Origin of the sequence: Micropruina sp., assembly GCF_027492755.1 — a bacterium.
In the GTDB taxonomy this organism is placed as follows: Bacteria; Actinomycetota; Actinomycetes; order Propionibacteriales; family Propionibacteriaceae; genus Micropruina.
Genome location: NZ_JAPUED010000017.1, coordinates 1 through 13,849 on the forward strand (window position 1 = coordinate 1; position 13,849 = coordinate 13,849).

Consider the following 13,849-nt stretch of genomic DNA (forward strand, 5'->3'; position numbering starts at 1 on the left):
AGGACATCGCCACCGAGGTGTTCTTCATGCCGGCCGCCAACCACGTCGAGAAGGCGGGCACGTTCACCCAGACCCAGCGAATGGTGCAGTGGCGGCACCAGGCGGTGCAGCCCCCCGGCGACTGCCAGAGCGAACTGGACTTCTTCTACGAGCTCGGCAAGCGGATCCGGGAGAAGCTGGCCGGCTCGACCGACGAGCGTGACCGGCCGCTGCTCGACCTGACCTGGGACTACCCGCTGGACGAGCACGGCAACCCCTCCTCGGAGGCGGTGCTGGCCGAGATCAACGGACGCTTCCTGACCGGTGAGCGGGCCGGGCAAACGCTGTCGTCCTACACCGAGATGCGTGCCGACGGTTCGACCGACGGCGGCTGCTGGATCTACACCGGCGTCTACGCCGACGGCATCAACCATGCCGCGATTCGTCCGCACCGGCAGGAGCCCGGTCCGGTCAACCCCGAGTGGGCGTGGGCCTGGCCGGCGAACCGGCGGCTGCTCTACAACCGGGCCTCCGCCGACCCCGAGGGCCGGCCGTGGAGCGAGCGGAAGAAGTACGTCTGGTGGGACGCCGTCCAGGGCCGCTGGGTCGGCTCGGACGTGCCCGACTTCCCGGCGAACCTCGCCCCGGACGCCCGCCCGGGACCCGACGCGCGCGGACCCGAGGCTTTGTCCGGCATCGACGCGTTCATCATGCAGGCGGACGGCAAGGGCTGGCTCTACGCGCCGCGCGGCCTGGTCGACGGGCCGCTGCCGGCGCACTACGAGCCGCAGGAGTCGCCGGTCAAGAACCGGATCTACGACCAGCAGCGGTCGCCCGCCCGGGTGACGATGGCGCGTCCGGACAACCTGAGCGCGCCCAGCGACGACGAGCGCGGCGCGGAGGTCTACCCGTACATGTTCACCACCTACCGGCTGACCGAGCACCACACGGCCGGTGGGATGAGCCGCTGGCTGCCCTACCTGGCCGAGTTGCAGCCGGAGATGTTCTGCGAGGTGTCACCCGAGTTGGCCGAGGAGGTCGGGCTCGAGCCCTATGGCTGGGCCACGCTGATCTCGCCCCGGGCGGCGATCGAGGCGAAGGTGCTGGTCACCGACCGGGTGCGTCCGCTCCGGGTCGACGGACGGACGGTGCACCAGATCGGCCTGCCGTACCACTGGGGCGTCGGCGACGAGGCGGTGGTCAGCGGCGACTCGGCGAACGACCTGCTGGGCGTGGTGATGGACCCGAACGTGCTGATCCAGGAGTCGAAGGCCGGATCGTGCGCGATCGTGCCGGGACGGCGTCCGCGCGGTGCGGCGTTGCTGCAGCTGGTCGCCGACTATCAACGCCGCGCCGGGGTTACGGTGGAGACCGGCATGCGCCCGGGCGATGCGGACCGGGGCGCGAGCGAGATCGAACACGACCGGGTTGAGGTCGAACGGGTCGAGACCGAGGACCCGTGGGTCACCGGCGATGAGGGAGAGGAAGGGCGGCACTGATGCAGATCACCGAGCCGGCCCACCCCGGCCGCAAGGGCTTCTTCACCGACACGTCGATCTGCATCGGCTGCAAGGCGTGCGAGGTGGCCTGTAAGGAGTGGAACCGTAACCCGGCCGACTCGGACTGGAAGCTCTCCGACTCCTCCTACGACAACACCACTCACCTCGGCGCCGACACCTGGCGCCACGTCGCCTTCATCGAGCAGGGCAAGGAGAAGATCGAGCAGGCCCGCGAGAGCGGACGCCGCCTGGTCAGCCTCGGCATGCCCACTCGCGCGGTGCCGCAGGAGGATCTCTCCGGGGTCGACACCACGCCGCCGGACACCCCCGATTTCCGCTGGCTGATGTCGTCCGACGTCTGCAAGCACTGCACCCACGCCGGCTGCCTGGACGTCTGCCCGACCGGGGCGCTGTTCCGCACCGAGTTCGGCACGGTCGTGGTGCAGGCGGACGTCTGCAACGGCTGCGGCACCTGCGTGGCCGGCTGCCCGTTCGGCGTGATCGAGCGCCGCAAGGACGGCCTGGTCCAGCCCAAGACGAACCGCGACTTCACCGCCGGCGAGCAGGCGCCGACACCCCACGTCGGGGTCGCCCAGAAGTGCACGCTCTGCTACGACCGGCTGGTGGACGGGCAGACCCCGGCCTGCGCGCAGACCTGCCCCACGACGTCCATCAAATTCGGTGACCACGACGATCTCGCCGAGCAGGCGCGCGAGCGGGTGCGTGAATTGCATGCGAAAGGCTTGACCGAGGCCCGGTTGTACGGCGCGAACCCCAATGACGGGGTGGGTGGCACCGGATCGATCTTCCTGCTGCTGGACGAGCCCGAGGTGTACGGGCTGCCGCCCGATCCGCGGGTGCCGACCGCCGATCTGCCGCGGATGTTCAACCGCGCCTCGCTGGCCGCGGCCGGCATGATCGCCGGCGTCGTCCTCGCCTTCCTGACCGGCGGACGACGCCGATGACCCACTCCGACTACGACAGCTACCGTCCACCCGAGCCGCCGCGACGGCGTCGCCGCGGTGGGCCGAAGGGCGGACGCCGGCGCGGCGGAGGCGGCGATGGTGCCCGCGAGCAACCGATGGTTCCGGACGCCGAGTTCACCTCCTACTACGACCGGCCGATCGTCAAGCCGCCGCCCTGGGAGAATCCGATCGGGGTGTATCTCTTCCTGGGCGGTCTGGCTGGGGGCTCGGCGATGCTGGCCGCCGGTGCCGAACTGACCGGGAACGAGGTGTTGCGGCGGAACAGCCGGCTATCCGCGCTCGGCGCGGTCGGTCTGGGCGCGGTCGCACTGGTCGCCGATCTCGGACGCCCGGAGCGCTTCCTCAACATGCTGCGCACCATCAAGCTGAGCTCGCCGATGAGCATCGGATCGTGGATCTTGAGTGGTTTCAGCGCCTTCGCCGGTGTCGCGGCGGTGGCTGAGGTCGACCGGATGACGAAGGCTCGACTGCCTCTCGGACCGCTGCGGCCGCTGTTGCGGTTCGTCGAGACGCCCGCCGGGGTGGCCGCCGGGTTGTTCGGTCCGCCGCTCGCCGCCTACACCGCGGTGCTGCTCTCGGACACCGCGAACCCGACCTGGAACGACGCCCGCGAGCATCTGCCGTTCGTCTTCGTCAGTTCCGCCAGCCTGGCCGCCGGCGGGCTCGGCATGATCACCACTCCGGTCGCGGACGCCGGCCCGGCCCGCGCACTGGCGGTGATCGGTTCGGCGTCCGAACTGGTGGCGTCCGAACTGATGGAACGGACCATGGACCCGGTTGCCGCCGAGCCCCTGCACCACGGTGCGCCAGGAAAGATGCTGAAGTGGAGCAAGTGGCTGGCCGCCGCAGGCGGGCTGGGCGCCCTGATCGGCGGGCGCAACCGGACGGTTGCTGTGCTGTCCGGGGTGTCGCTGCTGACGGCGTCCGCGTTGACCAGGTTCGGCGTCCTGCACGCCGGACTGCACGCCGCCGAGGACCCTCGTTACACGATCGTCCCGCAGAAGAACAGGCTGGCCAAACGCCGCGAGGCCGGTGTCATCGACGACTCCATCACCACCGCGGGCTAGGGCTGCACGTCACCTCCGGATGACCGCGGGTGCATCCCGGTGGTCGAGTGGCCGGGATGCCGAGGGGTTGCGCCTACCGGATGCGGATGCCGGGTTCGGCGGTGGTCTCGCCGATCACCGGGTAGCCGGGGACCTCGCCGACGACCAGTAGGCCGCCGGAGGTCTGGGCGTCGGCGAGCAGCAGCAGGTCGTCCTCGCTGATGTCCGCGTCCGGACGCAGGTGGGGCCGCACCCAGTCGAGGTTCCGCCGGGATCCGCCGGAGACGTAGCCCTCGGCGAGTGAACTGCGGACGCCGTCCAGCACCGGGACGGCGCTCGCGTCGATCACCGCGCCGACGCCGGATGCGCGGCAGAGCTTGAACAGGTGCCCGAGCAGCCCGAAGCCGGTGACGTCGGTGGCGGCCTTGACGCCGGCGGCCAGTGCAGCCTGCGAGGCGACCCGGTTGAGCTCGGTCATCAACGCCACGGCTTCGGGGAAAACCTCGCCGGTGCGCTTGTGCCGGTTGTTCAGCACACCCACGCCGATCGGTTTGGTCAGCGTGATCGGCAGCCCGGGGGCGGCGGCGTCGTTGCGCAGCAGCCGGGCCGGGTCGGCGATGCCGGTGACCGCCATGCCGTACTTGGGTTCCGGGTCGTCCACCGAATGCCCGCCGATCACCGGGCAGTCGGCCTGCGCCGCGACGTCCAGGCCGCCGCGCAGCACTTCGGTGAGCAGCTCCATCGGCAGCACTTCGCGCGGCCAGCCGACCAGGTTGATCGCCACCACCGGGGTGCCGCCCATCGCATAGACGTCGGACAGCGCGTTGGCCGCGGCGATCCGGCCCCAGTCGTAGGCGTCGTCGACGACCGGGGTGAAGAAGTCGGCGGTGGAGAGCACCGCCAGGCCTTCGCGCACCAGCACGGCCGCGGCGTCGTCGCCGTCGTCGAGGCCGACCAGCACCGTGGGTGAGGCCTGCCCGGTCAGCCCGCGGACGGCGTCCTCGAGCTCGCCGGGCGGGATCTTGCAGGCGCACCCGCCGCCGTGGGCGTACCCCGTCAACCGTGTCGCTTCTCGGATCGATTGCATGGGGTTGAGAGTAGACCCGCTGCCCGCATCCGGCGCCGTCCGGACGACGGTGTAGGGTTCCCGGCGGAGGCGTGAGGGTTCCTGGTGGGCCCCCCGGTCTTCAAAACCGGTGAGGCCGAGCAGCTCGGTCTGGCGGGTTCGATTCCCGTCCGCCTCCGCCATTGCTCCGGTACCTCCTGCGATGGGCCGGCCGAGGACGACGAGCGCGAGGTGGTCATGGGCGACGACGATCGGCGCCGGCGCATTCCCCGCACCGACCTGCTGCTGGGGCTGCCCGCCGTGGCGCTCGCCCGCGGACGCCTGAGCGAGACCGCCATCCGCGCCATCATCACCCAGACCCAGGAGGCCGCCCGTGCCGGTTTGCTGCCCGCCGACGAGGTGACCAGCACCGTCGAGCGCGCCCTCACCGCTCACGAAACCGTGTCGCTGACCCCGGTGCTCAACGCCACCGGCGTCATCGTGCACACCAACCTTGGCCGCGCCCCGCTCTCGGACGCCGCCCAAGCGGCGGTGCAGGCCGCGGCCGGCTACGTGGACGTGGAACTCGACCTGGCAACCGGACGCCGCAGTGCCCGTGGCGTGGCTGCCCGGGAGGCACTGCTCCAGGCCTGCCCGGCCGCCGAGGGCGCGCTGATCGTCAACAACGGCGCCGCCGCCCTGCTGCTGGCCGTCACCGCGCTGGCCGGAACGAAGGAGATCGTGGTCAGCCGCGGCGAGCTTATCGAGATCGGCGCCGGCTTCCGGCTGCCCGACCTGATGCAGACCACCGGCGCCCGGCTGCGCGAGGTCGGCACCACCAACCGCACCCACGCCGACGACTACGCCCGCGCCATCACCGAGGCCACGGGCTGCCTGCTGAAGGTGCACACCAGCAACTTCCGGGTCGAGGGATTCACCGCCCAGGTGGACATCGCGATGCTGCGTGACCTGGCCGATGCGCACAACCTGCCGCTGATCGTCGACCTGGGCAGCGGGCTCCTTGTCCCCGACCCCCTGCTGCCCGACGAACCGGACGCCGACAGCGCCCTGCGCGCCGGCGCCGACGTGGTGATCGCCAGCGGCGACAAGCTGCTCGGCGGACCGCAGGCCGGCATCCTGCTCGGCCGCCGCGGCGCGATCGAGCGGCTGGCCAAGCATCCGCTGGCCCGGGCCGTCCGCACCGACAAACTCACCCTGGCTGCACTCGAGGCGACCTTGCGCGGCGGCGAACCCCCGGTGCGTGCCGCGCTGCACGCCGACGCCGAGCGCCTCCGTGAACGTGCCCAACTTCTCGCCGCCCGGGTGGGCGGCGCGGTCGTTCCGCACGACGGCCGGGTCGGCGGCGGGGGAGCGCCCGGCGTCCCGCTGCCCGGGTGGGCGGTCGAGTTGCCCGAGGAACTGGCCGAACGGCTGCGGCTCGGCACGCCGTCCGTGCTTGCCCGGGTGCACGGCGGGCGCTGCCTGATCGACCTGCGCTGCGTGCCTGAGGACGCCGACGAACCGCTGACCGTGGCCGTGCTCGATGCGCTGAACCACCCGGCCGCCCATCGCCCGAAGCGGCCGGCTGCCCACCCTCGTCCTCCCGGGCTCGATCCGGGATCCCGTCCGGCCGACTGACATGTACGTGGTAGCCACCGCCGGGCACGTCGATCACGGCAAGTCCACCCTGGTGCGCGCGCTGACCGGCATGGAGCCCGACCGGCTCGCCGAGGAACAGCGGCGCGGCCTGACCATCGATCTCGGCTTCGCCTGGACCACCCTGCCGTCCGGACGCGAGGTCGCGTTCGTCGACGTCCCCGGCCATGAGCGTTTTCTCGGCAACATGCTCGCCGGTGTCGGCCCGGCCCCGGTGGTCTGCTTCGTGGTCGCTGCCGACCAGGGCTGGCAGGCCCAGTCCAGCGACCACCGGGACGCCATCGTGGCGCTCGGCATCGAACACGGCCTGGTCGCGATCACCCGCGCCGACCTGGCCTCGCCGCAGCAGTTGGCCGGCACCGAGGCGCAGATCCGTGCCCAGCTAGCGGGAACGCCCCTAGAAGATGCGCCGGTCGTGGTCGTCTCCGCGGCCAAGGATCTCGATCAGGGTGCTCGTGAGCCTGATCGGGACCTTCGAGATCCCGGCGTTCGCCGGGATGACGAGGAGTGCCGGGATCCCGACGCGCCCCCCACCGCCGGCCTCGATGAGTTCATCGCCCGCCTCGACGAGGTCCTCGCGACGACCCCCGCCCCCGACCCGGACGCCCGGGTACGCCTCTGGGTCGACCGCTCGTTCAGCATCAAGGGATCGGGCACCGTCGTCACCGGCTCACTCACCGCCGGCACGCTGCACAACGACGACCGGCTGGAACTGGTGGGGGAGTCCGGACGCCGTCCGGTGCGGGTGCGCGGGCTGCACAGCCGCAACACGGCGGTGCCGAGCGTGACCCCACACGCCCGAGCAGCCGTGAACCTCCGCGACCTCGCTGCGGACACCGTCCACCGTGGGGACGCCCTGCTCACCCCCGACTCCTGGCCGGTCGTGGACGCCGTCGACGTCCGGCGCAGGACCGGTGCCGGTTTCGTCGACGGTCCGCGGCAGTTGGTGGTGCACGTCGGCACAGCGGCCGTCCAGGCCCGGGTGCGGCCCTTCGGTGACGACCACGCGCGGCTCACCCTCGACCATGCCCTGCCACTGCAGGTCGGCGACCGGCTGGTGTTGCGCAACCCGGGTGGACATTCGGTGTACGCCGGCGTCCTGGTGCTCGACGTCGACCCGCCCACGCTGCGCCGCCGCGGCGACGGTGCGCGCCGGGCCGCCCAGCTCGAAGCCCGCCCGGCGACCGGCGATCCGGGCGCGGAGGTGGCGCGGCGCGGCGCCATGCGGCCTGAGCAGCTGCGTCGCTTCGGCATCGGCGGTCTGGAGATGCCACCCGGGAACGTCGACGAGATGCAGCAGCACGGAACCTGGTGGGTACACCGGCCTGCGCTGCAGGAGTGGGCACGGCAGCTGCAGCAGGCAGTCGGCCGCAAACTGCGGGACGAGCCGCTGGCGCCCGGGCTGAGCGAGGGTGCGGCCGTGGATCTGTTGCGACGCCTCGATCTGCCGCTGCCGGACGCCGCCCTCCTGCCGCTGGTGGTGCGCACAGCCGGCCTCGAGTCTCAGCAGGGCGCACTGCGGCCGCCGGGTCGGGCGACGGACCTGGGCGAGGCCGAGGCGTCCGTCGTCCAACTGGAACGGCGGCTGCGTGAGCACCCGTTCGCAGCACCCGAGGCAGACGAACTGGCCGCGCTACGGCTAGGCCCGCGGCAACTGGCCGCAGCCGAACGTGCCGGACGCCTATTGCGACTCGGCGGGGGAGTGATCCTGCTCCCGCAGGGGCCGGCGCTGGCCATGCGCCGGCTCGCGGCACTCGATCAACCGTTCACCACCAGCGAGGCCCGACAGGCGCTCGACACCACCCGCCGGGTCGCGATTCCACTGCTGGAGCTCCTCGACTCGCGCGGCTGGACGCGTCGAGTGGACAGCACCCGGCGCACGATCGTGCGGTGAGGTCCGGGATCAGGCGCTGAACGTCCCCACCGGCCACCCGCTGATCCATCGGATCGCCGCCGACGGCCGGCCCGAGGTCCGCAGTGGGGGAGGCGTCGTCGTCGGAGCGGTCCTCGTCGAGACGTCGCTCCGCTACCGCGCACGGACACGACGTCCGCGCCGGCCGGATCTGAGCAGGCAGGGCTCTGGCGATTAGGCTCCTGCCATGGACGACAACCCCCGACCCGAGGCTGACGTGCCGACGGCGCACTTCTTGGCCGAGCTGCGTCGGGAGGGTTACACGATGGCGTTGTACGTCGCCATCTGCCTGCTCGGCGCCCTGCTCGCGCTACCCGAGGACGACGTCCGGCCGCACTCCCTGCAAGTGGTCTGGGGAGTGACTGTCGGCCTCGCCATAGCGCATTGGTTCGCGTTTCGCCTGTCGAGCCAGCTGGTTTCCGCAGGGGCGTATCGCCGATCGGACGTCCGACTCGCGACCGCTCAGCTGTTGGGTGCGGCGGCCGTGGCCGGGCTGTCCACCGTCGTGATCCTGATCTTCCCCGAGCGGCTGGAGATCTTGGCCATCGAGCTGCTGCTGGGGGGCTTCGTCGCGGTGGTCGCTTTCGTCGCCGCTCGCGGCGGCGGTACAAGCCGGATACGCGCGTCCCTCTACGCGCTCATCCTGCTCTTGCTGTCGGTCGGTCTCGCGTTGTTGAAGAACTGGCTCGCAGGCTACTAGGCAGCACTCGACGGCTCGAAGCCCGGCACGACTCGCCAGAACATGATTGCGTGCGGGCCTGATCTGCCATGGCGAAGGCGAAGGGTTGAGTCCATGGGTGCGGGTGAGTGCCCAGGGGTGCTGTTCTAGCCGCACTCGACGGGATCGCCGCCTTGCTCGCCTACCAAGATGCCTGTAGGACGGAGTGATGCAGCACATGCAGCAACGCGGAATTGCACTGGGAACAGTTGTCTCCCAGCGGTCCCTTCGCAGCATCGGGCCGGCATGACCCGGCACCATTGGACGGCAACCGCCATCCGGAAGATCGAAGCCGATGTCCGACGGTCGGCGGACACCCATCTCATTCCGCTCGACTTTCCCGGCTATCCCGGAATCGACGTCTATCTGAAGGATGAGTCGAGTCACCCGACCGGCAGCCTCAAGCACCGGTTGGCCCGCTCGCTGTTCCTCTACGCACTGGCGAACGGCTGGCTGAGCCCGGACAGCACCGTGATCGAGGCGTCGAGCGGCTCGACGGCGGTGTCCGAAGCCTATTTCTCGCGGCTGTTGGGCCTGCCGTTCATCGCGGTCATGCCGGCATCGACCTCGCCGGAGAAGATCGCCGCCATCGAGTTCCAGGGCGGACGTTGTCACCTGGTCGACAACCCGCGCGACATTCACGCCGAAGCAGAACTACTGGCCCGCACCACCGGCGGTCACTTCATGGATCAGTTCGCCTATGCCGAACGGGCCACCGACTGGAGGGCCAACAACAACATCGCCGAATCGATCTACAAGCAGATGACCCAGGAGCCGCACCCCATCCCGGCCTGGATAGTCTGCAGCCCGGGGACCGGCGGCACCAGCGCGACGTTGGGCCGCTACGCGCGCTACCGGTGTTACGACACCCGGGTGTTGTGTGCCGACCCGGAGATCTCGGTCTTCTTCGACTACTACAGCAGCGCCCGCGCAGGCGGTCCCGACGCCTCGCTGACGTCGGCGGGCGGTTCGCGGATCGAAGGCATCGGACGCCCTCGCGTCGAGGCAAGTTTCATCGCGAGCTGCGTGGACGCGATGGTCAAGGTTCCCGACGCACTCAGCCTCGCCGCGATGCGTCACGTCAGCTCAGTACTCGGTCGCCGCGTGGGCGGCTCGACCGGCACCAACTTCGTCGGCGTGCTCATCGCTGCGCAGGCGATGCACGCGGCCGGCCGCACGGGATCGATCGTCAGCATCCTGTGTGACAGCGGCGCTCGGTATGCCCACAGCTACTACGACACAGCCTGGTACCAACGACAGGGCATCGACATCGACGGCGCCGACCGGGCGATCGCAGAGGCCGTCGACGGCGGGCCCTTGCCTCCGCTGGCGACGTGCGGCGATCTGGACATGTGACGCCGGCGATCAACCCTGGTCACAGTTTCTCGGTCTCGCGTTCTTGGTACTCGCGCGGAGAGAGGCCGTGGAAACGGAGAAAGGCAGCGCTGAACGTTGGCAGGTGGGCGTAGCCGACACGTCGGGCGATCGCGCTGGGCTTGGCGCCGGCGAGGAGCAGGTCGCGAGCGATGCGCATGCGGGCGGCATAACGCCATCGGGAGAAGGTCATGCCGGTTTCGGCGCGGAAGGCTCGATGGAGGTCGGTGGGGAGGTCGTGTGCAGCCGAGCCGTCGGGTGCGCCGATGTGGCGCAGGTAGTGCAGCGCCACCTTCCTTGCGCGGGGTTCCGAGGGCATCGGCACCGCGAGTGCTTGCCGTGCGGCGACCTGCTCGGTGAACAGGCCGAGGAGGTGCCGGGGGTCGTAGCCGTCCGGTTGCAGGATCGATCGGGCGCTGACCGAGCAGAACATCAGGTAGTCGTCCCAGGCGGGGGAGAACTGCACTTGCAACGGCGCGGTCATCTGGAGATCACGGGGGCTGGCGTTGCCGAGCGGCAGCGAGACCGAGTCCTGGCGCAGCACCGTCACATGTTCGACCTCCGCTGGTATCCAGGTGGCGACGCCACGCTGCCGTTCGTACCGCTGAGCTCCGATCTCGAGGTAGCCGCTGCCGCGGTAGACCCAGCTCAGCACATGGCTGTCGTTGGTGTGAGGTGGCGTCCGGACCTGCGGCAGTAGGTCGGGCGTCACCGACGTGCCGTCTCCCCGCATCATCCGCACCAGATCGTTGCCGCGGCGCGCTGCATGGCTGGCCGCCAGGTCGTTGTTGGGAGCGCGGGTGGCGAGCGCACCGGTGAACTCGCGAGGCGTCATCTCGTACTGCTGCCGGAAGGCGCGAGTGAAGCCGTTGCGGCTGGCGAAACCCACCCGGGCGGCGACGGCGTCGACGCCGTAGCCGGTCGCCAGCAGCTCGACCGCCGCACACAGTCGGCAGCGTAGCCGCCACTGCTCGAAGGTGAGCCCGGTGTCGGCGACGAAGTGTCGCAGCAGCGTGCGGGGGCTGGACAGCACCCACACGGCCCATTGCTGGATAGTGAGATCGAGGGCGGGATCGCGCAGCAGTTCCTCGGCCACGGCCCGGGCCACCTCCGCCTTTGGTGTCGCGGGTGGGTCGTGGTGCGCCGGCGCTGCGTTGTGTCCGCCCGTGGTCGGGGGCGGGCCAGGACGCCGCAGCAGGTCGGCGATCGCCTCCCAGGAGTAGCCGAGACCGCTGAACGGGGTGACCTGCAGGTTGAACTGCTGGATCAGCCAGTCGTGCCAGCCCTCGGGAACCTCGAACCGGGTCGTCTCGGACGGCGGCGCGCCGACCTCGGGCCACAGCGGGAACGCGACGGTACCCGGCTCGGTGACGATCTCATGCCGGAAGCCCCCGGGTATCCAGACACCTTCCCCGGCACGGACGGGGAGCGTTGCCGCTTCGTCGACACGCACCTGCGCGGTGCCGGTGCGTACCCACAGCAGCAGCGGCGAGACCGCGCGTCCCGCCGACCGCGCGGAAGCGGCCGGGATGGCGGGAGGACCGTTCATGGCAGGAGTCTCGGTGGAAGGAGGCAGATCCTAACTATATGGCGACCTGCGCATGCCATACCGAGTTAGGTTTGCCTAACCTTAGCAGTGGCCCTCTCGCCTCGGTGGTGTGCGGCCTCCTCATCCACTATGCGATCGGAAGGGCTGAGCTTCAGCATGCCGAAAACCTCACGCCGGCTCACGGTGCACCCACTGACCCTGCGGGACGTGCAGGTGTCCAGGGTCGTCGATCTGACGTCCGGGATGCGGCGAGTGACCCTGGTCGGCGACCAGTTAGGCGCCTTCACCTCCGGCAACGGGTTCCCGCAGCCCGCCTTCGACTCGCCCGGGTTCGACGACGACATCCGGTTGGTGTTCTGCTACCCGGGCCAGACGGCCCCGGTGCTGCCGGTGCAGAAAGAGAAGGGCCTCGACATCCCGCGCGACCCGGGCCCACTGTCCCGGGTGTACACGGTTCGGCGCTGGGACGCCGGCACCGGCGAATTGGACGTCGACTTCGTCAAACACGGCGTCGGCGCGGGCACCACCTGGGCCTACCGTGCCCAGCCGGGGGACCGGATCCACTTCATCGGCCCAAGCACGTCCAAGAGCTTTCCGTCGGCCGCCGACTGGCTGCTGGTCGCCGGCGACGACACCGCGCTACCCGCGATCGCCCGGCTGCTCGACGAGCTTGCCGAGGATGCGCGCGCTCTGGTGTTCATCGAGGTCGCCGAGATGGAGCACCGGATGGAGCTGCGCCAGCTGCCGGGTGTTCAGGTCACCTGGCTGGTCCGGCACGGCGCCGAGGCCGGCACCACCAGCTTGCTGTGCGACGCGATGCGGGAAGCGGGATCACTGCCGGGGCAGGTCTTCGCCTGGGTTGCCGGCGAGCGCAGCACGGTGCGCGACCTGCGACGGTATCTGGTCGAGGAACGCCAGATCCCCAAGGAAGACATCGACTTCACCGGGTACTGGCGCCGCGGTGAGGTGGTGGCCTCGGAGGAGGACGCCGCGATGCCCGATCCCGCCAAGTCCAAGACGCCCTTCGAGAAGCTGCACGACCTGACCGAGTTGATCGCGCCGATCGCGATCCGCACCGCCGTCGAACTGGACGTGGCGGAGCTGATCTCCCGCGGAGTAACCAGCGTCGCCGAACTCGCCGCCAGGACCAAGACCGACGAACGAGCGTTGGGCAAGCTGCTGCGCTACCTGCAGGCCCTCGACCTGCTGGCCCAGCCCGAGCCCGGCCACTACCGATTGGCGGCGATCGGCGAGGTGCTGACCAACGAGCCGACGGTGGACTACCTGCACCCCGACGGGGTGTCCGGCCGCGAGATGCTCGGCATCTTCGGGCTCACCGAGTCGATCCGCACCGGCAGAGCGGCCTACGCCTCGGTGACCGGACGGACCTTCGCCGGCGTCCGGGCCGAGCAGGACTACGAGGACCGCTACCTCGAGCGGGTGGCGGGATTCCAGTCCGCGCTGGCCGTGCCGATCGCCCAATCCGAGCTGCTGGCCGGCGTCAAGCACCTGGTTATCCACTCCGCCGGAGCGGGTGCGCAGGCCCGGGACTTCCTCGCCGACCATCCCGACCTGAGCATCACCATCTGTGCGCTGCCCGCCCAAGCCGACTGGCTGCGTCGCGACCTGCCCGACACCATCCCCGACGAGCAGCAGCGCGCTCGGGTCACCGTGGCCGAACAATCCGTCTTCGAAGCGAGCCCGGCGGCGGACACCGTCCTGATCGTCCGGTCGTTCAAGAGCCTGCCGGACGCCGACGCCGTCCACGCCCTGCGCCGGGCGGCGGAGAACCTGCTTCCCGGTGGCCGGGTGCTCTACGTGGAGGAGACCTTCGACCTCGACGACCTGGACGAACACCACGGTGAGGCGGACCTGCTCGGCCTCGCGGTGCACGGCTCCGGGCTCCGGACGCCGGACGAACTCGCCGCCGTGTTCAGCAACGCCGGGCTGGACCGCAGTACGACGCACACCGTCGGCTGGGGCACCGAAGTCCACGAGCTGGTCCGCCCGCTGCCCAGCTAGCCCCGTCGGGCTAGCCCGTTCGGGCTGGCCCTGCCCGGCTACTGCCCGTCCCCACTCGTCCCT

The 13,849-nt window shown here is 70.6% G+C and carries 10 protein-coding genes and 1 tRNA gene; 9 read left to right on the top strand and 2 right to left on the bottom strand.

Annotated elements, in window-relative coordinates; genetic code table 11:
- From Q0066_RS00830 to nrfD, 3 genes are all read left to right on the top strand, one after another.
- The coding region (locus Q0066_RS00830) for a molybdopterin dinucleotide binding domain-containing protein (protein ID WP_298129116.1) at positions 1–1,478 on the top strand (1,478 nt) is incomplete at its 5' end.
- On the top strand, positions 1,478–2,443 hold the full coding sequence (locus Q0066_RS00835) for a 4Fe-4S dicluster domain-containing protein (RefSeq protein ID WP_298129117.1): 966 nt from the start codon (positions 1,478–1,480) through the stop codon (positions 2,441–2,443). The genes Q0066_RS00830 and Q0066_RS00835, both read left to right, overlap by 1 nt.
- On the top strand, positions 2,440–3,531 hold the full coding sequence (gene nrfD, locus Q0066_RS00840; protein WP_298129119.1) for an NrfD/PsrC family molybdoenzyme membrane anchor subunit: 1,092 nt from the start codon (positions 2,440–2,442) through the stop codon (positions 3,529–3,531). The genes Q0066_RS00835 and nrfD overlap by 4 nt, the downstream gene beginning before the upstream one ends.
- Positions 3,532–3,604: 73 nt before the next feature.
- Here nrfD and selD read toward each other — a convergent pair whose 3' ends face one another.
- On the bottom strand, positions 3,605–4,597 hold the full coding sequence (gene selD / locus Q0066_RS00845) for a selenide, water dikinase SelD (protein WP_298129120.1): 993 nt from the start codon (positions 4,595–4,597) through the stop codon (positions 3,605–3,607).
- A gap of 65 nt (positions 4,598–4,662) precedes the next feature.
- Here selD and Q0066_RS00850 point away from each other — a divergent pair.
- The 5 genes from Q0066_RS00850 (at position 4,663) to Q0066_RS00870 (ending at position 10,197) form a co-directional block, all read left to right on the top strand.
- Positions 4,663–4,758, top strand: a tRNA-Sec gene (locus Q0066_RS00850).
- A 55-nt stretch (positions 4,759–4,813) separates the two neighbouring features.
- Complete coding sequence (gene selA / locus Q0066_RS00855) at positions 4,814–6,193, top strand: L-seryl-tRNA(Sec) selenium transferase (protein WP_298129122.1); 1,380 nt, start codon at positions 4,814–4,816, stop codon at positions 6,191–6,193.
- A gap of 1 nt (position 6,194) precedes the next feature.
- Entirely contained in the window at positions 6,195–8,105 is a 1,911-nt protein-coding gene (locus Q0066_RS00860; protein WP_298129123.1) for a SelB C-terminal domain-containing protein, read from the top strand.
- Between the two features lie 205 nt (positions 8,106–8,310).
- Positions 8,311–8,823, top strand: coding sequence for a hypothetical protein (locus Q0066_RS00865; protein WP_298129124.1), 513 nt, complete (start codon positions 8,311–8,313; stop codon positions 8,821–8,823).
- 264 nt (positions 8,824–9,087) lie between these two features.
- Entirely contained in the window at positions 9,088–10,197 is a 1,110-nt protein-coding gene (locus Q0066_RS00870; protein ID WP_298129126.1) for a PLP-dependent cysteine synthase family protein, read from the top strand.
- A 19-nt stretch (positions 10,198–10,216) separates the two neighbouring features.
- Here the strand turns inward: Q0066_RS00870 and Q0066_RS00875 are convergent, their stop codons facing one another.
- Positions 10,217–11,764 (bottom strand): helix-turn-helix domain-containing protein, encoded by a 1,548-nt coding sequence (locus Q0066_RS00875; RefSeq protein WP_298129128.1) that lies wholly within the window; start codon positions 11,762–11,764, stop codon positions 10,217–10,219.
- 156 nt (positions 11,765–11,920) lie between these two features.
- Here Q0066_RS00875 and Q0066_RS00880 point away from each other — a divergent pair, with 156 nt between their 5' ends.
- Positions 11,921–13,786: a siderophore-interacting protein gene (locus tag Q0066_RS00880; protein WP_298129131.1), complete on the top strand. Its 1,866-nt coding sequence runs from the start codon at positions 11,921–11,923 to the stop codon at positions 13,784–13,786.
- Positions 13,787–13,849: the final 63 nt, after the last annotated feature.